The organism is Microbacterium hydrocarbonoxydans (assembly GCF_011752045.1).
Classification (GTDB): Bacteria; Actinomycetota; Actinomycetes; order Actinomycetales; family Microbacteriaceae; genus Microbacterium.
On sequence record NZ_JAAKXW010000003.1, the window covers coordinates 400,546 to 421,292 of the forward strand.

Annotated in this window: 22 protein-coding genes; 12 read left to right on the plus strand and 10 right to left on the minus strand. The window is 69.7% G+C overall.

Annotated features, from left to right (window positions below; translation table 11 throughout):
• Nucleotides 1-3: 3 nt before the first annotated feature.
• The 3 genes from G6G98_RS12885 to G6G98_RS12895 are packed head-to-tail and all read right to left on the minus strand — an operon-like array spanning nt 4 to nt 3,106.
• Complete coding sequence (locus tag G6G98_RS12885) at nt 4-1,068, minus strand: Gfo/Idh/MocA family protein (protein ID WP_164234069.1); 1,065 nt, start codon at nt 1,066-1,068, stop codon at nt 4-6.
• A gap of 2 nt (nt 1,069-1,070) precedes the next feature.
• On the minus strand, nt 1,071-2,069 hold the full coding sequence (locus G6G98_RS12890) for a Gfo/Idh/MocA family protein (protein WP_164234068.1): 999 nt from the start codon (nt 2,067-2,069) through the stop codon (nt 1,071-1,073).
• Nucleotides 2,070-2,101: 32 nt separating this feature from the next.
• A complete protein-coding gene (locus tag G6G98_RS12895) occupies nt 2,102-3,106 on the minus strand; it encodes a LacI family DNA-binding transcriptional regulator (RefSeq protein WP_164234067.1) in 1,005 nt (334 codons plus the stop codon).
• A 12-nt stretch (nt 3,107-3,118) separates the two neighbouring features.
• On the opposite strand from G6G98_RS12895, the gene G6G98_RS12900 reads away from it, so the two are divergent.
• Nucleotides 3,119-3,937: a 6-phosphogluconolactonase gene (locus G6G98_RS12900; RefSeq protein WP_208321491.1), complete on the plus strand. Its 819-nt coding sequence runs from the start codon at nt 3,119-3,121 to the stop codon at nt 3,935-3,937.
• Nucleotides 3,934-5,079: an N-acetylglucosamine-6-phosphate deacetylase gene (locus tag G6G98_RS12905; protein WP_164234066.1), complete on the plus strand. Its 1,146-nt coding sequence runs from the start codon at nt 3,934-3,936 to the stop codon at nt 5,077-5,079. Before G6G98_RS12900 ends, G6G98_RS12905 begins: the two co-directional genes overlap by 4 nt.
• A gap of 119 nt (nt 5,080-5,198) precedes the next feature.
• On the opposite strand, the gene G6G98_RS12910 is transcribed toward G6G98_RS12905, so the two are convergent.
• Nucleotides 5,199-5,921: a GntR family transcriptional regulator gene (locus G6G98_RS12910; protein WP_164234065.1), complete on the minus strand. Its 723-nt coding sequence runs from the start codon at nt 5,919-5,921 to the stop codon at nt 5,199-5,201.
• Between the two features lie 103 nt (nt 5,922-6,024).
• Here G6G98_RS12910 and manD point away from each other — a divergent pair, with 103 nt between their 5' ends.
• From manD to G6G98_RS12935, 5 genes are all read left to right on the plus strand, one after another.
• Nucleotides 6,025-7,263, plus strand: a complete 1,239-nt coding sequence (manD, locus tag G6G98_RS12915; RefSeq protein ID WP_164234064.1) for a D-mannonate dehydratase ManD — start codon at nt 6,025-6,027, stop codon at nt 7,261-7,263.
• Nucleotides 7,260-7,757, plus strand: a complete 498-nt coding sequence (locus G6G98_RS12920; RefSeq protein ID WP_243842125.1) for a gluconokinase — start codon at nt 7,260-7,262, stop codon at nt 7,755-7,757. Before manD ends, G6G98_RS12920 begins: the two co-directional genes overlap by 4 nt.
• Before the next feature lie 45 nt (nt 7,758-7,802).
• Complete coding sequence (locus tag G6G98_RS12925; RefSeq protein WP_164234063.1) at nt 7,803-8,546, plus strand: hypothetical protein; 744 nt, start codon at nt 7,803-7,805, stop codon at nt 8,544-8,546.
• Between the two features lie 302 nt (nt 8,547-8,848).
• On the plus strand, nt 8,849-9,850 hold the full coding sequence (gene corA / locus G6G98_RS12930; RefSeq protein ID WP_164234062.1) for a magnesium/cobalt transporter CorA: 1,002 nt from the start codon (nt 8,849-8,851) through the stop codon (nt 9,848-9,850).
• Between the two features lie 23 nt (nt 9,851-9,873).
• Nucleotides 9,874-10,794, plus strand: a complete 921-nt coding sequence (locus G6G98_RS12935) for a Gfo/Idh/MocA family protein (RefSeq protein WP_164234061.1) — start codon at nt 9,874-9,876, stop codon at nt 10,792-10,794.
• A gap of 106 nt (nt 10,795-10,900) precedes the next feature.
• Here G6G98_RS12935 and G6G98_RS12940 read toward each other — a convergent pair whose 3' ends face one another.
• Together G6G98_RS12940 and G6G98_RS12945 are read right to left on the minus strand one after the other, a co-directional pair.
• Nucleotides 10,901-11,470 (minus strand): DUF305 domain-containing protein, encoded by a 570-nt coding sequence (locus G6G98_RS12940; RefSeq protein ID WP_347877968.1) that lies wholly within the window; start codon nt 11,468-11,470, stop codon nt 10,901-10,903.
• A 64-nt stretch (nt 11,471-11,534) separates the two neighbouring features.
• Nucleotides 11,535-12,050 (minus strand): hypothetical protein, encoded by a 516-nt coding sequence (locus G6G98_RS12945; protein WP_164234059.1) that lies wholly within the window; start codon nt 12,048-12,050, stop codon nt 11,535-11,537.
• 234 nt (nt 12,051-12,284) lie between these two features.
• On the opposite strand from G6G98_RS12945, the gene G6G98_RS12950 reads away from it, so the two are divergent.
• The 5 genes from G6G98_RS12950 to G6G98_RS12970 all read left to right on the plus strand — a co-directional run bounded on the left by G6G98_RS12950 (nt 12,285) and on the right by G6G98_RS12970 (nt 15,662).
• A complete protein-coding gene (locus G6G98_RS12950) occupies nt 12,285-12,623 on the plus strand; it encodes a PadR family transcriptional regulator (RefSeq protein WP_164234058.1) in 339 nt (112 codons plus the stop codon).
• Nucleotide 12,624: 1 nt separating this feature from the next.
• Complete coding sequence (locus G6G98_RS12955; RefSeq protein ID WP_067356701.1) at nt 12,625-12,996, plus strand: DUF1048 domain-containing protein; 372 nt, start codon at nt 12,625-12,627, stop codon at nt 12,994-12,996.
• The gene (locus G6G98_RS12960; RefSeq protein ID WP_164234057.1) at nt 12,993-13,778 is read left to right on the plus strand and encodes an ABC transporter ATP-binding protein; all 786 of its coding nucleotides are present in this window, start codon (nt 12,993-12,995) and stop codon (nt 13,776-13,778) included. Before G6G98_RS12955 ends, G6G98_RS12960 begins: the two co-directional genes overlap by 4 nt.
• Nucleotides 13,775-14,542, plus strand: coding sequence for an ABC transporter permease (locus G6G98_RS12965; RefSeq protein WP_164234056.1), 768 nt, complete (start codon nt 13,775-13,777; stop codon nt 14,540-14,542). The genes G6G98_RS12960 and G6G98_RS12965 overlap by 4 nt, the downstream gene beginning before the upstream one ends.
• A 478-nt stretch (nt 14,543-15,020) precedes the next feature.
• Nucleotides 15,021-15,662, plus strand: coding sequence for a GntR family transcriptional regulator (locus G6G98_RS12970; RefSeq protein WP_164234055.1), 642 nt, complete (start codon nt 15,021-15,023; stop codon nt 15,660-15,662).
• A 42-nt stretch (nt 15,663-15,704) separates the two neighbouring features.
• Here the strand turns inward: G6G98_RS12970 and G6G98_RS12975 are convergent, their stop codons facing one another.
• From G6G98_RS12975 to G6G98_RS12990, 4 genes are all read right to left on the minus strand, one after another.
• Nucleotides 15,705-17,180 carry a lipase maturation factor family protein gene (locus tag G6G98_RS12975; RefSeq protein ID WP_164234054.1) on the minus strand — a complete coding sequence of 492 codons (1,476 nt, stop codon included), beginning with the start codon at nt 17,178-17,180 and terminating at the stop codon, nt 15,705-15,707.
• Nucleotides 17,181-17,233: 53 nt separating this feature from the next.
• The gene (locus G6G98_RS12980) at nt 17,234-17,617 is read right to left on the minus strand and encodes a RidA family protein (protein WP_067356715.1); all 384 of its coding nucleotides are present in this window, start codon (nt 17,615-17,617) and stop codon (nt 17,234-17,236) included.
• A gap of 65 nt (nt 17,618-17,682) precedes the next feature.
• Nucleotides 17,683-19,272 (minus strand): N-acyl-D-amino-acid deacylase family protein, encoded by a 1,590-nt coding sequence (locus G6G98_RS12985; protein WP_164234053.1) that lies wholly within the window; start codon nt 19,270-19,272, stop codon nt 17,683-17,685.
• 108 nt (nt 19,273-19,380) lie between these two features.
• Nucleotides 19,381-20,736, minus strand: coding sequence for an MFS transporter (locus tag G6G98_RS12990; RefSeq protein ID WP_067356721.1), 1,356 nt, complete (start codon nt 20,734-20,736; stop codon nt 19,381-19,383).
• Between the last annotated feature and the right edge of the window lie 11 nt (nt 20,737-20,747).

A 20,747-nucleotide genomic window follows, 5' to 3' on the forward strand; every position in this document is an offset into this window, starting at 1 on the left:
TGCCTACCTCCATTGGTTGGTTGTGTCGACGGCAGGGTCCGTCTGGAGTGAGTGGTCATGTCGGGATCGAGGAACAGGGACGGTGCGGCCCACGCGCGCGGACTCGTAGACGCCGACGACGGATGCCAAGGCGAGGCGCCCATCGGCGACCCCGATGGCAGGAGGACGGCGTGCGGTGATGGCGTCGAGCACATCCAGATACTGCGCGCGGTGCGCCCAATCGACGGTCGTCCATCCCTCTGGCGCGGTGTCTTCGATGACCTCGTCCGCATCGTTGTAGCGCATGACGAGGCGGCCGGCGGCAATCGTGGCCGATCCTTCCGTTCCGAACACCGACAGGCGCACACTGCCCTCCGGATAGGCTGCGGTCGACGCGAAGACGGTGCCGACGGCGCCCGACTCGAATCCGAGCACGGCGCCGGCGACGTCCTCCACCTCGATACGCTCGTGCGCGACGCAGGCGGTGATCGCGGCGATGCTGCGCGGATGTCCGAGGAACCACAGGAGCAGATCCAGAGCATGGACGCCCTGGTTCATCAGCGCGCCGCCACCGTCGTGCTCCACCGTGCCCCGCCAGTCGCCCGAGTCGTAGTATGACTGTGCGCGAAAGAACGGCGACTCGACGGTGCCGCCCGTGAGCCGGCCGAGCCGGCCCGCATCGACGGCCTCTCGCAACGCGACGGAGGTAGTGAGGAATCGCCGCTGGCTCACAACGCTGATCACGCGATCGCCCGCGGCTGCCACGTCCGCGAGGCGATCCGCGGCGTCGATGCTGATGTCCACGGGCTTCTCCACCAGCACATGGCAACCGAGCTCCAAGGCACGGATCGCGAGATCCGCGTGGCCGGCGCTGACGGTGCAGATGCTGACGATGTCAGGCAGGCGGCCGGCATCGGCGAGTTCGTCGAGCGAGGATGCCGTGTGCGCGGCGCGCGGTGCGGCAAGCACCTCGGCACGGTCGGCGCGGTTGTCGATCACGGCGCTCACTCGCGCGCCGTCGATCGAATCGATCAGACGCGCGTGCACGCCGCCGATGAACCCGGCGCCGATGATGGCGACTTCGAGCATGCTCAGGCCTCCCAGTTCAGTTCGACGCCACCCATTCGGGCGCTCCGTTCGGCGAGGAGTGCGATGCGGGTGGCGACGATGGCGTCGCGGGTCGCGCGGTCCGCATCCGCTCCTCCGGCCAGCAGCGCGTCGAGCGCGTCCTGCGCCGGACGGCGTCCGCGCGGTGCCCTGGGCGAATGACGCGGCTCGGAAGCTGTGGTCAGCTCGAACACGCCCCGGCCCCAGTAGACCTCGGCCGTACCCTCCGCGCCCACCACCCGCAGGCGATAGTCGCCGTGGATGTCGGACCCGCTCGGTGTCAGCCAGTCGACCTCGGCGCTCAGCCTGACGCCGTCGCCGTCTCCGTCGTCGAGGACCACTGTCGCTCCGCCCTGCAGGTGGAATCCGGTCTCGATCGTAGGACCCAGCCATCCGCGGACCGTGCCGCGGGTGGCTCCGGTGATCTGCAGTGCGATGTCGACATCGTGCACCAGGAGATCGGCGAGGATGCCTCCATAGTTGTCGGGGTCAAGGAACCAGGGTGCCCGCTGTTCCCGGAGAAGCTTGTGCGGTGCCCAGGACGCGAGCGCGACCGGGACGCCGAGACGCCCCTCTTCGATGGCCTCCGTGAGAGCGAGGGTCTCGGGATACGTGCGCTTCTCGAGCATCAGCGCGACTCTGCGGCCCGTCGACGCTGCGGTCGCCTCGATGGCGGCGAGTTCGTCGAGATCGAGGCACAGCGGCTTGTCGCAGAGCACATCCGCACCGCCGCGCAGTGCGGCCAGCACGATGTCTGCGCGCTCGCTGTAGACGCCCGCGCAGACGACGATCGACGATCGCAGCCTGAGGACCTCGTCGAGCGAAGAGAGCACGGGGGCCCCGAACTCGGCAGCGATGCCCGCTGCGGCCTCTTGGTCGGGGTCGTGCACTCCGTCAAGACGAAGGTCGGGACGCTCACGGAGTTCGGCGAGGGCGTACTCGACGTGCGAGTGCGCCACACCGACGATCACAATGCCTGTCATGTGGGCATTGAATCATGCAACCGCTTGCAAAGTCAACGACGGATATTGCGGGCCGGCGCCACACTCGCGCGGTGCACGAGATGCGCGGCGAGCGCCGTGCGCTCGACAGGTGCGGCGCCATCGATCAGCCCGAGCAACGTCGACAGCGCGGCCGCCCCGCTCGCCGCCGAACCGCCCGACACCGTCGTCAGTGCGGGCAGCGTCGTCGCCGCAAGCACGTCGTCGCAGCCGATCACGCTGAAGTCCGCGGGCACATTCAACCCGATGAGGCTGAACCCGGCGAGCACGCCGTGCGCGATCACATCATCGAACGCGATCGCCGCCGTGGCTCCGGTCGCGATCAGCGAGCCGACACACTCGCGCCCGGCCTCGTAACTGGGCCTGCCGAGCTCGATCACAGTCACGGTCACGGCGGCCGCGGCGGCGCCCCCCAGAACCGCGGCGCGGCGCTGCTGGTCGGCCCAAGTCTCCGGTGGCCCCGCGAGGTAGGCGATCGTCGAGTGCCCCATCGCGGCGAGCAGGTCGACCGCCTCACGCACACCGGATGCCGCGTCGACGAGAACGCGTTGAACGCCCTCGATCTCGCGATTGATCAAGACGGTCGGAACTCGCTCCGCGAGTTCGAGGATCTGCTCCGCGGGAAGTCGCGACGAAGCGAGAACGAAGCCATCGACCTGCATGTCGAGCCTGTCGATCAGCACCTTCTCGCGGGCCGCGCGCTCATCCGAGTCCCCGAGGAACACCGCGTAGCCTGCGCGCTCCGCGCCGGCTTCCACCTCGCGCACGAGCGGTGGGAAGAAGGGATTGGCGATGTCCGGGACGATGAGCGCGATGTTCCGCGTACGACCGGTCGACAGTGCCCTGGCATGCGGGTCGACCGAGTAGCCGAGCTCAATCGCAAGCCGCTTGATCCGTTCGACCGTGTCGTCACGGATGAGGTCGGGGCGGGTGAAGGCCCGTGACGCGGTCGACTCTGACACGCCGGCGGCTCGCGCGAGATCGGCGAGCGTCACCCTGCCCTTTCGTTTCGAGGTCATGGCTCAACGATAGTGGCGCTGTCCGCAATTGCGGGCTTGACTTTGCAAGCGGTTGCACTATTCTTGCACAACATGAGTGCGTCCTCGTTCAGCCTGAACGTCCATCCCGATCGCGGCACGATGGGCTCAGCCGCGGCCCATGCCGCCGCCGAGACACTGCGTGCGGCCATCGCCGATCGCGGATCCGCGCGAATGATCGCCGCCGCGGCGCCGAGTCAGCTCGACGTGTACCGGGCACTCGCCGAGGAGCCCGACATCAGGTGGGAGCAGGTGACCATCCTCCACATGGATGAATATGTCGATCTCTCGCCCGCCGCGCCGCAGAGGTTCGGCAACTGGCTCCGCGAGCACCTCCTGACGAGGATCGGAGACGTGACCTTCCACCCGATGCGCACCGAGGCCGGCCCAGATGCCGCGATCGCAGAGTACGCGGCACTTCTCGCGGAGGCTCCGATCGACCTGGTCTGTCTCGGCATCGGGGTGAACGGCCACATCGCGTTCAACGACCCGCCCGACGCGCAGCTCGACGATGCCAAGGCCGTCCGCGTGGTTCATCTCGATGAGGTGAGTCGCATGCAGCAGGTCGATGATGAGTGCTTCGCTACCCTCGATGATGTGCCGACGCATGCGCTCACCCTCACGATTCCCGCGCTCCTGCGTGGCAGCCACCTCGTGTGCGCCGTCCCTGACGCACGCAAGGCGGAGGCCGTGCGTGCGCTGATGGAGGAGCAGGTCGATGCCACCTGGCCGTGCACGGTGCTGCGTCGGCATCCGCACTGCGAGGTACACGTTGACCGCGAGGCTGCCTCGCTTCTCCCCGCCACAGCATGAGCCCCTTATCCGAGACGGTTCTCCGCGGTCGAGACGTACACGGCGGCGGGCTGGAAGTCGTCATAGACAACGGCCGCATCAAAGCGCTGTCCGCCGTGCCGGTCGACGACGAGACGCCGTGGATCGCACCGGGTTTGGTGGACCTCCAGGTGAACGGACTGGAACGCGGCGACGCGAACGCCGCATCGCCATCTCCCGACCACATCGCCGAGATGGCACGCGCACTCGCTGCGCGCGGTGTCACGAGGTTCCTGCCGACTGTGATCACCGCGTCGATCTCCGACATGCGGGACAGGATCGCTGCCATCGCGAGTGCCCGCACCGATCCGCTGGCCGCAGCCATGGTGGCCGGTATCCACGTCGAGGGGCCGAACCTCTCGCCCGAGGAAGGCCCGCGAGGAGTGCATGCGCTCGAGCACATTCGCCCGCCGGCCATCGCGGAACTGACCGGCTGGCTCGACGCCGCCGAAGGTCTCCTGAGCGTGGTGACGCTGTCCCCTCATTACGAAGATGCCGTCGAGGCCACGCGTTTCCTGGTCGCCCACGGAGTGCGCGTCTCCATCGGCCACACCCACGCCGATGAGGCTCAGATCGCCGCGGTGGTAGACGCCGGCGCCACGCTCTCCACTCATCTCGGCAACGGCGCTCATGCGATGCTGCCAAGGCACCCCAACTATCTCTGGACGCAGCTCGCCGAGCGTCGGCTCTCAGCGGGGATCATCGCAGACGGTCATCATCTTCCCGACACGACGCTTGCGACGATGATCGAGGCCAAGCGCGACCACGGCGTCTTCATCGTCAGTGACGCGGTCGCGACACCGCCTGCGCTCATCGACCGCGGCGTATCGACGATCGGCGGTGGCGTCGCGATCACCGAAGACGGCGCCCTCCGCCATGTCTCGACCGGGTTCCTGGCCGGCTCGGTCCAGGCTCTCGATGTCGGCGTCGCGACCGCCGCGCGTGTGACCGGGTCGCTCGCGCTGGCCGTGGACCTCGCAAGTTCCGCGCCGGCGAAGCTGCTCGACGGGAGCGAACCGTGGCGCATCGGTGCCCGTGCGGATGTGATCCGATTCACCTGGTCGCCAGGCGACGACCGCATCCGCCCTGTCGACGTGTACATACGCGGCCAGCGCATCGCTTGATACCTCAGTGCCGCTCTCTCGTTCGGCGGCCGCTGCGGATCAGAGGCTGACCGCCGGGCGGCCGCGCGTCTGACTCCGCTTCGCCTCGCGCCACTCGCTCAACGACCGAGAGTTGCGCGTCAGCGCCGCCCCGGGCGCCCGGTGCGCGCGGGCTGGGCTCCGTCGAAGAGCTCCGGATGCTCCGCCCGCACCGCCTCGAGATCGGCGAACACGAACCGCAGGTGCTCGCGGAGCGCGGCGATGGCGGCATCCGCGTCTCCGGCTGCGAGCGCGTCGACCACTCGCTCGTGGTCGTCGACGTAGTCCTGCACGCCGCGGGTGGCGCTCATGCCGACGTAGCGGGCGCGGTCGAGGTGCCCCTTGGCGGCGCTCACGGCGGCCCACGCGTTCGAATGCCCGGCGAGGCCGAGCAGGGCGCGGTGGAAATCCTCGTCGAGGGGGTAGAACTCGTCGCGGTCGGATGCCGTCCGCTGGCGCGCGATGAGTGCGCGCAGCATCCGCTCCTCCTCCTCGGTGGGTGTCTCGCAGGCGGCGAGGGAGGTGAGCTCGATGGCCTCGCGGATGAACTGCGCCTCGCGGACGCGGTCGGGGTCGATGCGCGTGACGTAGGTGCCGCTCTGCGGACGGACCTCGACGAGCCCCTCCTGCGCGATGAGCAGCAGCGCCTCGCGCACGGGCTGGCGACTGAGGCCGAGGGCGGCGGCGAGCTCGTTCTCCGAGAGCAGCGCGCCGGGGGAGAACCGTCCGCCGATGATGTCGTCGCGGATGCGGCCGTAGGCCAGAGCGCGCGCCGACGGGCGGGTGGCGGGCTCGGTCTCGGTCTCGGTCTCGGTCTCGGGCATACCGTCACGATAGCTTGACGAAACTTGTATGGCAGTGATTTCATGATCAGTGCCATACAAATTGCGCGTGCACCGCCGCCGCGCCCCAGCTCGAGGAGTACCGATGCCCATCGACAAGGCCGAGGTGATCGTCACCAGCCCCGACCGCAACTTCGTCACCCTCAAGCTGACGACCGCCGACGGCGTCACCGGGCTCGGCGACGCCACCCTGAACGGCCGGGAGCTCGCCGTCGTCGCCTACCTCAGCGAGCACGTCGTTCCGCTGCTGATCGGCGCCGACGAGGACCGCATCGAGGACACCTGGCAGTTCCTCTACCGCAGCGCCTACTGGCGTCGCGGTCCGGTGACGATGGCCGCGATCGCCGCCGTCGACATGGCCCTGTGGGACATCAAGGGCAAGAAGGCCGGCATGCCCGTGTACCAGCTGCTCGGCGGCGCCTCCCGCACCGGGCTGCTCGCCTACGGCCACGCTTCCGGGGTCGACCTGCCGCAGCTGTTCGACTCCGTCCGCGAGCACCTCGAGCAGGGGTACCGAGCGATCCGGATCCAGACCGGGGTACCGGGTCTCAAGGCCATCTACGGCATCGCCTCGCAGTCGTCGTTCACCGGGGGCGGCGAGGCCCGCTACGACCACGAGCCCGCGCGCCGCGGGGCGCGTCCCGTGGAGGAGGACTGGGACACCCGCGCCTACCTCAACCACCTGCCCGGAGTGTTCGAGGCGGTGCGGAACGAGTTCGGACCCGGCCTCCCTCTGCTGCACGACGGCCACCACCGGATGACGCCGATCCAGGCGGCGCGTCTGGGCAAGGACCTCGAGCCGTACGACCTGTTCTGGCTGGAGGACTGCACGCCGGCGGAGAACCAGGAGGCGCTGCGCCTGGTGCGCCGGCACACCACGACGCCGCTGGCGATCGGCGAGATCTTCAACACCGTCTGGGACTTCAAGGACATCATCCGCGACCAGCTCATCGACTACGTCCGCGGCGCGGTCACGCACATGGGCGGCATCAGCGCCCTGAAGAAGACGCTCGACTACGCCGCGATGTACCAGATCAAGTCGGGCATGCACGGCCCGACCGACATCTCCCCCGTCGGCATGGCGGCCGCGATGCACCTCGGGCTGTCGATCCACAACTTCGGCATCCAGGAGTACATGCGCCACGGCGCGAAGACCGATCAGGTGTTCCGGCAGAGCTTCACCTGGCAGGGCGGGCTGCTGCACCCCGGCGACGCCCCCGGTCTGGGCGTCGAGCTCGACGTCGACGAGGCCGGGAAGTACCCGTACGAGCAGGCGTACCTGCCGTACAACCGGCTGGCCGACGGAACGGTGCACGACTGGTGAGCGGCGCCGCACGCCCCATCGTGGTGATGGGGGTGTCGGGCGTCGGCAAGACGACGGTCGGCACGGAACTCGCCCGCCGCCGCGGCGTCGTGTTCGTGGACGCCGACGACCTGCACGGCGCCGCGAACATCGCGAAGATGAGCGCCGGAATCCCGCTCGACGACGCCGACCGCTGGCCCTGGCTCGACCGCGTCGGCGCGGCGCTGCGCGCCGGCGACGGCGTGGTCGTCGCGTGCTCGGCTCTGAAGCGGCGCTACCGGGAGCGCCTGCACCGGCTCGCCCCCGCCACGGTGTTCGTGCATCTCGACGCCGACGCGGAACGGGTGGCCGCGCAGGCGCAGTCGCGGGAGGGTCACTTCATGCCGCCGGCGCTGCTGCAGTCGCAGTTCGACGCGCTCGAGCCGCTCGCGCACGACGAGCCCGGAGTGACGGTGGCGGTGGACGCGGCGCCGGACGCGCTGGCCGAGCGCATCGAACGGATGCTGGAGGCCTGAACGACCGCCCCGCGGAGCGGGAGCGCGAAGTAGGCTGTGGGCATCATGGAACCTTTCTTCACCTGGCTCGGCACCGTGCCGTGGTGGATCATCTTCCCGCTCATGGGAGTCGCCGGCGGCGCGGCGAAGGCCTGGGAACGTGGCTCACGCCGACGCCATGAGCGCCGCCTCGAGACGCTGAGGATGAAGGCGCAGCTGAAGACCGCCGAGATCGAGGCGCGCGCCCTCACCCGGCAGGCGAAGCAGGGACCTGCGGTCGTCGACACGACGGCATCCGTCGCCCCCAGCCAACTGCTCGAGCGGCTTTTCGCCGAGCACGACGAGATCACCGCGCGCTGGCTGGACTACGAGCTCGACGTCGCCAAGCTCATCGCGTTCCCCGCCATGAGCGACGGCCGCCAGCCGCTCGTCGCCGCCTTCCTGCGGGCGAAGAAGACGGCGGATGCTCTGCGCCCGGCGTCCGCCGACGCGAAGGTCTCCGACCAGCAGGTGTCGGAGTATCTCGACGCGGTCGGCGCGTACGCCGTCGCCTTCGAGGTCGCCGAGAAGGACGCGCGCCGGCTGCGCGATTCGACGTTCACCGAGGCCGAGCGCAAGCGCCTCGAGCGCGCCCAGCAGCTGCTCAAGGTCGCCGTCGACGAGTCCGCGACGCAGGCCGAGCGCAACGTCGCGTACAAGAGGGTGCGCGACGAGCTCGAGGGCCTGATCCTGCTCTCCGACGAGGCGGTCGAGGTGCTGGAGAAGAAGGTCGCCCGCGAGCTGCCCTCCTCCCCGGCATCCGAGGCCTGAGCCCCCGGCCTGCATCCGTCGCGCAGCCGAGGCGCGAACCTGGGTGCGTCCGCCAGGACAGCGGAGTATGCTGGCCCGTCGGGTCGAGTGACCCGCGAACTCGAAAGGCGGTGATGGCGATGTCCGGTGATAGTCACGACGCCGCCCCCGCTGCGTCGCGTTCGACCGCGCTCTCGCGTTGAGCATCCGCTCCGCGTCCGCACGTCCCTGCTCGCAGCCGTCGGCGGCGTCCTCCGCATCCTGACGACGAATCCGCGCACCCGGCCGAAGCCGGCGTGCGCCCGCGAGAACGGAGCCGCATCATGGCGCTCATCGACAACGGCGTGTACGTCCACGGACGTCGCGTGGAGACCCTTCTGAACCTCGACGACACGTCGCGCACCCTCGGCGCGATCGGCGGCATCGCGTGGATCGGCCTGTACCGGCCGAGCCCGCAGGAGGTGCACTCGGTCGCGCGCGAGTTCGACCTGCATCCGCTGGCCGTGGAGGACGCGCTCTCCGGCCACCAGCGATCCAAGGTCGAGCGCTACGGCGACACTCTCTTCGCCGTGCTGCGCCCCGCCCGCTACCGCGACGAGCAGGAGTCGATCGAGTTCGGCGAGCTGCACCTGTTCGTCGGCCCCGACTTCGTGGTGACGATCCGGCACGCGGAGTCGCCGAACCTCGCCGCGGTCCGCCGGCGCATGGAGGCGAACCCCGACCTCCTCGCCATGGGGCCGGAGGCGGTGCTCTACGCGATCCTCGACGAGGTCGTCGACGAGTACGAGCCGATCGTGGCCGGACTCGAGAACGACATCGACGAGATCGAGGACCAGCTGTTCGGCGACAGCGACGACGACGCCCTCTCCCGGCGCATCTACCAGCTGTCCCGCGAGGTCATCGGATTCCAGCGCGCCGTCCATCCGCTCGCCGGGATGCTGGAGTGGCTGCGCCGCGGCTCCGACAAGTACCGCATCGACGAGGAGCTGCAGCGGTCGCTGCGCGACGTGCTCGACCACACCATCCGCATCGTCGAGCGCGTGGACTCGTTCCGCGCGATCCTGGAGAACGCACTCACCGTGCAGTCCGCTCTGGTCGCACGCCGGCAGTCCGAGGCGAGCCTCGCGCAGAACGACGAGATCAAGAAGATCTCCTCCTGGGCGGCGATCATCTTCGCGCCGACGCTTGTCGGGACGGTCTACGGCATGAACTTCGACGTGATGCCGGAGCTGCAGTGGACCTATGGCTACCCGCTCGCGATCGGCGCGATGGCCGCGTTCGCCATGGGGCTGTACGGGGTGTTCAAGTACAAGCGCTGGCTGTGACCGGCGGGCCGTAGGCTCGTGCGATGGAGCATCGCGATCTGCTGCGCGTCGGCATCGTCGGAGCGGGCGGCATCGCCCCGCCGCACATCAGCGGATGGCTGGCGATCGGTGCGGAGGTGCTGCTGCTCCGTCGCGGCGGGGCGGCAGAGCTCGCCGCGACGCACGGCCTCGCGGTGATCGACGACCTCGCCGAACTGCTCGACCGCGTCGACGTCGTCGACATCCTCAGCCCCACGCCCACCCACGCCGGCATCGCCCTCGCGGCGATCGCCCGCGGCAGGCACGTCGTCTGCGAGAAGCCGCTGGCGCTGGATGCCGCCGAGGCGCAGCGCATGGCCGACGCGGCCGCTGCCGCCGGCATCCGTCTGTTCCCCGCCCATGTCGTGCGGTACTTCGCGGACTATGCACGGGCGAAGGAGCAGGCGGATGCCGGGGCGATCGGCGACCTCGTCGAACTGCGGTTCCGGCGCACGGTCGCCGCTCCGGAACCGGCGTGGTTCTTCGATGCGGATGCCGGTGGCGGAGTCATCCGCGACCTGATGATCCACGATCTCGATCAGGCGCTGTGGTTCGCCGGCCCCGTGGTGGAGGTGTCGGCCGCGCAGGCCGGGAGCGGCGCCCCGCCGCAGACGGCGGAGGTCGTGCTCACGCACGCGAGCGGGGCCGTGAGCAGGATCGTCGCCGAATGGCTCGCGCCGGGCACGTCGTTCCGGTCCACCGCCGAGATCGCCGGCACGCACGGAGTGCTGCGGGTGGACACTGCGGCTCCGGTCTCCCCGCCATCGGACCCGTATCTCGCCCAGCTCGCCGACTTCGCCTCCGCGCTGGCCGCCGGCACGCCGGTGCGCGTGAGCCCGCAGGACGGCATCGCGGCCGTGTCCCTCGTCGATGCCGCCTGCGCCTCGCTCGCCGCGGGCGCCCCGGTGCGGGTCGCCGTCGGCTGAGCCGGGCCGTTCACAACTCCTCAGAACGAGCCTCGGAACCGCTGTTCCCGCCCCTCAGCCCCGCGTTTCACCCGCGATTCTGAGGAGTTGTGAACGGTGACGTCGGCTACAGCGTCGCGAGGATCTCCTTCATCTCGGCGATCTCCTCGCCCTGCGCCGCGACGATGTCCTCAGCCAGGGCGACGGCATCCGGGTGCTTCCCGTCGGCGATCTCGGTCTCGGCCATCGTGATCGCGCCCTCATGGTGCACGATCATCTGCTCCAGGAACAGCCTCGAGGCCTCGGCGCCGGATGCCGCCTCCAGGGCGGCCAGGTCGTCCTCGGTCATCATGCCGTCGCCGCGATGCATGCCGCCCTCGGGGGCGTCCACGCCCCAGTCGTCGAGCCAGCCCTGCATCTTGTCGATCTCCGGCGCCTGCGCGGCCTTGATCCTCTCGGCCAGGTCGACGACGCGCGGGTCGATGCCCTCCTTGCCGAGCACCAGGTCGGACATGTCGACGGCCTGCTGGTGGTGCACGATCATCATCGCCGCGAACATCGCGTCGGCCTCGTTCGCTCCGGATGCCGGGGCGTCGCTCGCCGAGTGGTCCATGCCGGGCATCGACGGGTGGTCGGTCGGCGTGGCGGACGAGCATCCGGTGAGGGCGATTGCGCCCGCCAGGACGAGTGCGGTCACGATCGGTTTCTTCATCTCTGTCTTCCTTCAGTCGTGTGAGTCGGGTGAGCGGAGCGCGCTCGACTCAGGTGCGGCTGATGCAGAGGATGTGAAGGGAGGGCGCGCGCGGTCGCACGACATCGGCGCGCACCCGCGTCAGCGGCAGCAAGGGCGGCGACGGCATCCGCCACCCCGCCGGCAGGACCAGGAGCAGGATGCCGCCGAGCAGGGCGAGCACGCAGGCCGCCTTCAGCGCGGGCAGGTCGGCGCAGCCGGCGCAGGTCGCCGGCGCCACGGCATCCGCGGGCGCAGCGGCGGACCCGTGCTCTGCCGCGTACGAAGCAGGCACGACGGCGGCATCCGCGTGCGCGTCGGCGTCGGAAGCGGGCGCTCCGGCCGGCTGATGCGGGGGCGGTACGACACCGTCGGGGTGGGCGTGCGCGGCGGGCGCGGCGAGAGCATCCGCGTGCCCGCCGGCGCCGGACGACGCGTGTGCGGATTCGTGTCCGCCGAGCACGTGCATCCCGAGAAGCCCGAGCATGAGTGCCACGGCGAGCGCGATCAGCAGCGGCATCCTGCCCGCCGTCCGCCGACCGTCCATGTCGCCAGGATACCCCACCTGGGTATTCCTGGCACGCCCCTCTCCCGTCGCACTACTGAATTCGGCACGCGCCGCGTCTTTCTCCGCAGCGGCTGCAGGAAACAGCAGCGCGACGACCTTCGAGAAAGTTTGCTATTCGGTGTTGCTAAGTACCGGTACTCAGTGTTACTTTGTACCGGTACCCAGCAACACTGAGTACCACCACCGACACAGACACAACGAAAGGAGGACCCGATGGGCAAGCAGATGACCGAGATGCTCAAGGGCACCCTGGAGGGCATCGTCCTGGCCCTCCTCGCCGAGCAGCCGGCCTACGGATACGAGATCACCGCACGGCTGCGCGAGCACGGGTTCACCGACATCGCCGAGGGCACGATCTACGCACTCCTCGTGCGCATCGAGCAGAAGAGCCTCGTCGACGTCGAGAAGGTGCCGAGCGAGAAGGGACCGCCGCGCAAGGTGTACTCCCTCAACGCGCAGGGATCGCAGGAGCTCGAGGAGTTCTGGAAGAGCTGGAGCTTCCTCGCCAGGCAGATCGAACAGCTGAACAAGACGAACAACAAGGAGAACTGACATGGCCGCGAAGTGGATCGAAGCGCTCACCGGATCGCTCGAGCAGAAGAAGCAGTACAAGCAGGCGAAGGCACGCCTCGACGCCCTCCCCGAGCCCTACCGCTCGGTCGCGAACGCCCAGCACCGGTACTCGATGTACTACGGCGGGATCACCGACGGCGACACGCTCGTGCAGATGTTCCTCGACCTCGCCGACCTCTGGGAGCGCGCCGCCGTCGACGGCACCCCGGTCGGCGACATCGTCGGCGACGATGCGGTCGAGTTCGCCGAGACGTACGCCCAGGCGTACGGCGGCACCCAGTGGATCGACAAGGAGCGGGCGCGCCTCATCAAGGCCGTCGACGACGCGAAGAAGAAGGAGAGCCGATCATGACCACCACCGCCATCAGGGTGCAGGGCATCCAGAAGTCCTACAAGGATCTCCAGGTCCTGCGCGGCGTCGACTTCGAGGTCGAGAAGGGGTCGATCTTCGCTCTCCTCGGCTCGAACGGCGCCGGCAAGACCACCATGGTCCGCATCCTCTCCACCCTGCTGAAGGCGGATGCCGGCACGGCATCCGTGCAGGGGCACGACGTCGCGGCCGAGCCGCTCACGGTGCGGAAGTCGATCAGCCTCACCGGGCAGTTCGCCGCCGTCGACGAGGTGCTCACCGGACGCGAGAACCTCGTGCTGGTGGCGAAGCTGCGGCACCTCCCGCAGCCAGGGCAGGTCGCCGACGAACTGCTGGCGAAGTTCCGGCTGACGGATGCCGGCGGCCGGAAGGCCGGCACGTACTCGGGCGGCATGCGACGCCGGCTCGACATCGCGATGAGCCTGGTCGGCCGTCCCGAGGTCATCTACCTCGACGAGCCGACGACGGGCCTGGACCCCGAGGCCCGCATCGAGGTGTGGGAGGTCGTCAAGGAGCTCGCGAACACCGGCACCACCGTGCTGCTCACCACGCAGTACCTCGACGAGGCCGAGCAGCTCGCCGATCGCATCGCGATCCTGCACCAGGGCCGCATCATCGCGAACGGCACGCTCGCCGACCTCAAGCAGCTGCTCCCGGCGGCGAAGGTCGAGTACGTCGAGAAGCAGCCCACCCTCGAGGAGATCTTCCTCACCCTCATCGGCCCGTCTTCGGGCCCCGCAGCCGAAAGGGAGAACGCAGCATGAGCACGCACTTCGTCGCCGACACGGCGACTCTCACCGGCCGCTCCATGCGGCACATCTTCCGCAGCGCAGACACCATCATCACCACCGCGGTCACCCCGATCGCCCTGATGCTGCTGTTCGTGTACGTCTTCGGCGGGGCGCTCAAGCAGAGCACCGGCAGTGAGAACTACGTGAACTACCTGCTTCCCGGCATCCTGCTGATCGCGATCGCGTCGGGCATCGCCTACACGGCGTTCCGGCTCTTCACCGACATGCAGTCGGGGATCTTCGAGCGGTTCCACTCCATGCCGATCGCCAGGTCGAGCGTGTTGTGGGCGCACGTGATCACGTCCCTCGTGGCGAACATCATCACCCTGGCGATCATCTTCGCCGTCGGGTTCCTGATGGGGTTCCGCACCGGGGCGAGCGTCGCGGCATGGCTCGGAGTGATCGGCATCCTGCTGCTGTTCACGCTGGCCCTCACCTGGCTCGCGATCATCGCCGGGCTCAGCGCGAAGACCGTGGACGGCGCGAGCGCCTTCTCGTATCCGCTCATCTTCCTGCCGTTCATCAGCTCGGCCTTCGTGCCGACCGACACGATGCCGGGTCCGGTGCGGTGGTTCGCCGAGAACCAGCCGGTCACCTCGATCGTGAACACGATCCAGGCCCTGTTCGCCGGGCAGCCGGCGGGGAGCGACATCTGGGTGGCACTCGCCTGGTGCGTCGGCATCCTCGTCGTCGCCTACGTGCTGGCGATGGTCTCGTACCGCAAGAGGATCAGTTGATCGCGCCGAGCGAGACGGAACGCTCCGACCGGGGTCTCACCCCCGGCCGGGGCGTTTCGCCGCGCTCGGGAGCCGGGTCATGGCCGGCATCCGGTTCGCGTCCCCGCGCCTTCCGCGCTCGCCGCGCTCCCCGCGCGTCCGGGAGGAGAACGCACGCTCGGGAGGAGCCCCGCGCCGGAATCCTCAGCCCGAACGTGAGGACTCCTCCCGAGCGGAGACCCTGAGCGTGATCGATCGAGGGAGGAGCCGGCGACGAGCCGGCCCCTCCCTGAACCCCGTGACGGGGGCGTCGCGAGGTCTGCTGGCCAACCCCAGGACCCCAGCCCCAGGAACGCCGGTCCGGGGCACCGTCCTTTATAGGACACCTGGGGAGCGTTCTCCCAGCTGTGCCGCCGATCCGAACTGGCATCCCAAGATATCGGTGCCTCCGCATCATGAAACGGCCCCTCCATGGTCCTCTGAGGAGAGGAGGAGGCCCATGAGCCCAGAGAGATTCGAAGCACCGCGCGGCCCGGCGGAGCCCCTGAGCGAGACAGTCTTCCGCGCGCTGGCGCAGGCGATCGTCCGCGGAGACATCCCGCCGCAGAGAAGACTCAATGACGAGCGCATCGCACGACAGTACGGCGTATCGCGGACCCCGGTCCGTGAGGCGTTCAGGCGCCTCGAGAGCATCGGCTTCATCGAGATTTACGCCAACCGGCGGACGGCGGTGACATCGGTGACCGCGCGAACCGTGCGGGAGTCGCTGACCTATGCGGGCTATCAGGCCGGGTTCGCGGTGCACGCCGGACTTCCCCTGCTCAGCCCCGACGAACGCGCCGAAGCCGCGCAGCTCGCCAGGGATGCCGGCCGGTACGTCCGCTCGCCGGCGGAAGCCTCGACCGCACGCCGGCGCCTCTTCTCCTACCTCTCCGAGCACTCCGGCAACCCGATGCATCACACGCATATGCGCGATCTGGAATACGCATTCGAGAGGAACCTCGGCGGGTACCTCGTCCCGCCCGAGCTCGCCGCCGCCGCGGAAGCGGACTTCGAAGCCCTCGCCGGAGCGATACTCCGCGGCGACCGCGCGCAGGCCGAGGAGATCGTCCGCCGGCTGCACGGCATCGATCCGGACTAGCTGCGGCGCCGGCGCACGGAGGCCGGCTGCCGCCACGCGGCGCTACCTCAGCCCGAACGGGCCGAGGATCACCCGACGACCGGTGCGCACCCAGCGCACCCTGTCGGCGCGGTGCTCGGCACGCGTCGCGAACCGGTAGCGGTACGTCACCGCTCGCACCCATCGCGGGCGCTCACCGTCGAACGGGTCGACGCGGAGCAGGGCGAGGGTGGGAGCATCCGCCTCCAGCAGCCGCACCAGGAACGCCGTGAACCAGTCGTCGAGCGACCGGCCGAGCGGCAGGAACCACATCAGCCAGTCCAGCCGCAGGTGATACGGCGCGAACTGCCGCGGAGTTCGGCGGACGTCACCCGGCTTGCCCTTGAACTCGTACTCCCGCCAGTGGAAGCCCTCCTCATCCGCGGACCCCTCGACGACGATCTCGACCCGCTGCTTCGTCACCGTTCCGAAGGCGCCGTAGGCGTTCGCGATCTGCCAGCGGTTGAAGCTCGCGTTCATGAGCTGCCGCCGCGCGAACAGATTGCGCAGGGCCGGCCAGCTGAGCACGAGGTACAGGATGCCGAGGGCGCAGGTGATCACGAACCAGTACAGCGGGATGCCGTCGATCGCCCCGGGCGTTTCGTCTCGCTGCGCTCGCTCAACGACCGGAGCACCCGGGAGCCCGATCGCGGAGAAGGCGATCACGATCGTGGCCCAGTTCAGCCAGGCGAAGTTGCCGGTGAGCACGAGCCAGAACTGGGTCGCGATGACGATTCCCGCCGCCACCGCACCGACGATCTGCGGCACCGGCCCGTCCGTCCAGACGGACAGGATGGGCGCGAACAGGAAGAAGGGCACGACGAGCTGGGCGAAGTGGTTGCCGAGCACCTCGCCCTTGTGGAACCAGCGCGGCAGCAGATGGGCCTGCCGGCTCAGCGGTCCCGGCATCGGTTGCGTCTCGTGGTGGTAGGTCAGCGCGGTGAGATCGCGCCACTCCCGCCCGCCGCGGATCTTGATCATTCCGGCGCCGAACTCCAGCCGGAACAGCAGCCACCAGAACAGCACGATCACGACGGTGGGCGGCGGCTGCTCCCTCGAGCCGAGGAACGCGGCGAGCAGGCCGCATTCGATGAGCAGCATCTCCCAGCCGAACGAGTAGAACGTCTGACCGATGCTGACGACCGACATGTACCCGCCCCACAGCAGCAGGAACGCGATCATCGGCAGCCACGGCGGGCCGAGCTGCGGGATGCCGGCGACGAGCAGACCGGAGACGACGATGCCCGCCCAGCACAGGGCGACGAGGCGTCGATCGGTGTAGCGGATGCGACGGAACAGCGTCGGATTCAGCATCCGCTTCCTGGTGTCGCGGCGGGAGACCCAGTCGAGCAGCGCGGGCGCCGGGAGCAGGCCGTGCTCGCCGAGCAGGGGCCGGAACTGGTTCAGCGTGGAGACGAACGCGACGAGATAGAGCGCCGCGATGCCCCGCTGCAGGACCTCGCGGGCGAATCCGAAGTCGACCGCCGCGAACCCGTCCACGGACCACAGGCTACGCCCGGGACCGTGGACGGGTCAGGGGGTTGCGTGCGGGATCAGTCCTGCGGCAGCGCGGCGACGACGTCGATCTCGACGAGGATGTTCGCGAGCTGCGAGCCCACGGTGGTGCGCACCGGGTACGGCTCGGAGAAGAACTCCTTGTACGCCTCGTTGAACTCCTCGAAGTCCGCGAGGTCCTGCAGGTGCACCGTCGACTTCACGACGTCGTCCGTCGTGAGGCCGTGCACGGCGAGCACCTTCTGGATGTTGCGCAGCACCTGACGGGTCTGGTCCCCGACGTTGTCCGCGATGGCGTGATCGTTGGCGGCATCCTGCGGGCCGAACCCGGCCGTGTACAGGAATCCGTTCGCGACGACCCCGTGGCTGTACGGGCCGGCGGGGGTGGGTGCGCCCTCGGCGTAGAAGCCGGTCTTCGGCATGTTCTCTTTCCCTTCTGTTGACATCAGGTCTGTGGTGAGCCCCGGGTGGTCCGGGCGGTCCTCGGTCAGGATGCGGCGGCGGTGCGGCGCAGCCCGCGGCCGGGCAGGGCGCCGGTCGGCTCCCCGCCCGCGAGCACGCGGATGCCGGCCACGAAGACGTCGTCGATGCCGGTGGCGTGGCCGCGCGGGCTCTCGTAGGTCGCGGTGTCGGCGACGGCGTCAGGGTCGACGAGCACGAGGTCGGCGATCGCGCCGGCTTCGACGACGCCCCGCCGCCCCAGTCCGAATCGGCGTGCGGGCAGCGCGGAGAGGTGGTGCACGGCATCCGCCCATGACCAGGCTCCGAGCTCCCGCACGAACACCCGCAGGTAGCGGGCGAAGGTGCCGGCAGCGCGGGGATGCGGATGCGCGCCCACGAAGATGCCGTCGGATCCGCCGATGTGAGCCGGATGCCGGAAGATGCGGGCCAGCTCGGCGTCGGCGCGGGGGCTGCGCACCGCCATGACGGCGCTGCACTCGAGCCGCGAGGCGGCGAGCGCGTCGAGGGCGAAGTCGATCGGCGTGGTGCCGGCGCGCTCGGCGGCGGCGCGCAGTGTGAGCCCGTGCGCCCAGGCCAGCTCGGGAGCGGCGAGGTGGGCGAGCGTGATCATGTCGGGCCAGTCCGGGCCGAGGCTCGCGCTCTGGGTGGCCCTGGCCACGCCGATCTCGCGCAGGGACTCCCGGTGCGCCGGGTCGGCGAGCAAGGCGACCGCCTCCCGCGCGGGGAGCATCGACACCTCGGGCGGCAGCAGCGGCATGCCGAGCAGGGTGCAGCCGCGGACGTACGGGTAGGCGTCGAAGGTCGCGTCGACGCCGGCATCCTCCAAAGCGTCGAGCTGCTCGAGCACGATGTCGGCGTCGGCGTGGAAGTGCGAGACGTGCACCGGGAGCGGCGCGCCGGCCTCGGCGGCCGCCCGGCGGGAGATGTCGGCGATCTCCGCGATACCGGCGGCCGTGTTGGCCTCGTAGCCGCCGCGCATGTGCGTGACGTAGACGCCACCGGCGCGAGCGACCGGGGCGCAGAGGGCCGCGATCTCCTCGGCGTCCTGGAAGATCCCGGGCACGTAGTCGAGCCCGGTCGAGAGGCCGACGGCGCCGCCGGCCATCCCCTGCGCGACCAGGTCCGCCATCCGCTGCCGCTCGTCGGCGGAGGCGGGTCCGTCGTCACGGCCTCGCACCTCGAAGCGCACCGTCCCTGCGGGCACGACGTAGGCCGCGTTGAGCGGCGAGGTGCCGTCCGCCGCGGCGAGGAATGCGGCCACGCCGCCGCCGCGGTACGAGGGGTGCGGGCCGTTGATGGCGGCGAAGTACTCGGAGGCGTAGGCCCCGTCTCCGGGTGCATAGGAGACGCCGTCCTGCCCGGCGATCACGGTGGTGACGCCCTGGCGGAGCAGCGCGGTGCTGATCTCGGCATCCGCCAGCAGGCCGTCGGCGTGGGAATGCGCGTCGATGAAGCCGGGGAGGATGAGCCTGCCGGAGGCGTCGACGACCTCGTCGGCCGGCCGGGGGTCGGCACGGCCGACCTCTGTGATGCGCCCCTCCTCGATCGCCACGTCGGCGAGTGCGGGGCCGGACGCGGTCACCACGGAGCCGCCGCGGAGGACGATGCGGGTCATGCCTGCTCCTCGTTGTCGGAGGCGGACTGTCGGGATGGATCCCCCGGGGCGGAGCGCGACGGCATCCGCCCCGGGGAAGGGGGCGCTCGGCGAGCGCCCCCTGGCTTCTCAGGCGCCGGTCTTGACCGCGGCGGTCGCAGCCAGCTCGTGCAGGCGTCCTGCGCCCTCGACGTCGGGGATGATCGACGCCTTGAGGGTGGCGATCACGCCGACCACGGCGATGACGGCGGCGTAGACGACGACCGGCCAGAACGACCCGCCTGCCGCCGCGACCAGCGCGGTGCAGATCAGCGGGGCGAGGCCGCCGCCGAGGGTGTTCGAGATCTGGTAGCCGATGTTGACGCCGGTCGTGCGCGCCTCGGGGTCGAACATCTCGGCGAGCATCGTCGCGAGCGTCGCCTGCATCGCCACGCCGAACACCACGAAGCCGAGGATCTGACCGAGCCAGATCAGCCACATGTTGCCGGTGCTGAAGAGCATGAAGGCGGGGAAGACCATGGCGGCGAAGCCGAGGCATCCGATGATGTAGACCGTGCGGCGTCCGATGCGGTCGGAGATGGCACCCCACAGCGGGGCGACGAAGATCTGCAGCAGGCCGACGAGCATGGTGCCCGCGAAGCCCATCCAGGCCGGCAGGTTCTTGTCCGCCACCATGAACGCGAGGCCGTAGGTGAGCACGACGTAGCCGGCGATCGACTGCGGCAGGCCGATGAGGATGCCGAGGATCGTGTTCTTCGGGTGGCGGAACGCCTCGACGAGCGGGTTGGCCTTCTTGCCGGCGACGGCGAGCTGCAGGGTCTGCGTCTCGGTGAACTCCTCGGACTCCTCGAGGTGGCGTCGCAGGATCACGGCCACGATCGCGAGCACGATGGACAGTACGAACGGGATGCGCCAGCCCCACTCGATGAACCACGAGCCCGGCGTGAGGCCGAGCCCGGCCATCAGGCCGCCGGAGACGACGTTGGCGATGCCGGCGCCGCTGATGAGGAAGGCGCCGTACAGGCCCTTCTTACCGGTGGGTGCGGCCTCGACGACCATGGTCGCGGCTCCGCCCATCTCGCCGCCGACGAAGAAGCCCTGGGCAAGACGGCAGACGAGCAGCAGCAGCGGAGCGGCGATGCCGATCGTCTGATCGGAGGGGATGAGGCCGATGCCGGTGGTCGCGATGCCCATGCCGATCACGGTGCTCAGCAGCACGACCTTGCGGCCGACGCGGTCGCCGATGATGCCCCAGATGATGCCGCCGACCGGGCGGAGGAAGAAGCCCACCGCGAAGGTCGCGAACGAGGAGAGCTGGGCGATCACCGGGTCGTTCGAGGAGAAGAACACGGCGGGGAAGACGGCGGCCGCGGCCAGACCGTACAGGTAGTAGTCGTAGTACTCGATCAGGGTGCCGATCGCGCCACCGGCGACGGTCTTGCGCTGCTTGGGAGTCAGACCCCGGGATGCGGCGACAGTGCTCATCCGAGCCTCCT

Bases quoted from the DNA above. Each gene is read 5' to 3' on its own strand.
- G6G98_RS12885 (WP_164234069.1), bottom strand. From the start codon at position 1,068: ATGCTCGAAGTCGCCATCATCGGCGCCGGGTTCATCGGCGGCGTGCAC.
- G6G98_RS12890 (WP_164234068.1), bottom strand. From the start codon at position 2,069: ATGACAGGCATTGTGATCGTCGGTGTGGCGCACTCGCACGTCGAGTAC.
- G6G98_RS12895 (WP_164234067.1), bottom strand. From the start codon at position 3,106: ATGACCTCGAAACGAAAGGGCAGGGTGACGCTCGCCGATCTCGCGCGA.
- G6G98_RS12905 (WP_164234066.1), top strand. From the start codon at position 3,934: ATGAGCCCCTTATCCGAGACGGTTCTCCGCGGTCGAGACGTACACGGC.
- G6G98_RS12910 (WP_164234065.1), bottom strand. From the start codon at position 5,921: ATGCCCGAGACCGAGACCGAGACCGAGACCGAGCCCGCCACCCGCCCG.
- manD (WP_164234064.1), top strand. From the start codon at position 6,025: ATGCCCATCGACAAGGCCGAGGTGATCGTCACCAGCCCCGACCGCAAC.
- G6G98_RS12925 (WP_164234063.1), top strand. From the start codon at position 7,803: ATGGAACCTTTCTTCACCTGGCTCGGCACCGTGCCGTGGTGGATCATC.
- corA (WP_164234062.1), top strand. From the start codon at position 8,849: ATGGCGCTCATCGACAACGGCGTGTACGTCCACGGACGTCGCGTGGAG.
- G6G98_RS12935 (WP_164234061.1), top strand. From the start codon at position 9,874: ATGGAGCATCGCGATCTGCTGCGCGTCGGCATCGTCGGAGCGGGCGGC.
- G6G98_RS12945 (WP_164234059.1), bottom strand. From the start codon at position 12,050: ATGGACGGTCGGCGGACGGCGGGCAGGATGCCGCTGCTGATCGCGCTC.
- G6G98_RS12950 (WP_164234058.1), top strand. From the start codon at position 12,285: ATGGGCAAGCAGATGACCGAGATGCTCAAGGGCACCCTGGAGGGCATC.
- G6G98_RS12955 (WP_067356701.1), top strand. From the start codon at position 12,625: ATGGCCGCGAAGTGGATCGAAGCGCTCACCGGATCGCTCGAGCAGAAG.
- G6G98_RS12960 (WP_164234057.1), top strand. From the start codon at position 12,993: ATGACCACCACCGCCATCAGGGTGCAGGGCATCCAGAAGTCCTACAAG.
- G6G98_RS12965 (WP_164234056.1), top strand. From the start codon at position 13,775: ATGAGCACGCACTTCGTCGCCGACACGGCGACTCTCACCGGCCGCTCC.
- G6G98_RS12970 (WP_164234055.1), top strand. From the start codon at position 15,021: ATGAGCCCAGAGAGATTCGAAGCACCGCGCGGCCCGGCGGAGCCCCTG.
- G6G98_RS12980 (WP_067356715.1), bottom strand. From the start codon at position 17,617: ATGCCGAAGACCGGCTTCTACGCCGAGGGCGCACCCACCCCCGCCGGC.
- G6G98_RS12985 (WP_164234053.1), bottom strand. From the start codon at position 19,272: ATGACCCGCATCGTCCTCCGCGGCGGCTCCGTGGTGACCGCGTCCGGC.
- G6G98_RS12990 (WP_067356721.1), bottom strand. From the start codon at position 20,736: ATGAGCACTGTCGCCGCATCCCGGGGTCTGACTCCCAAGCAGCGCAAG.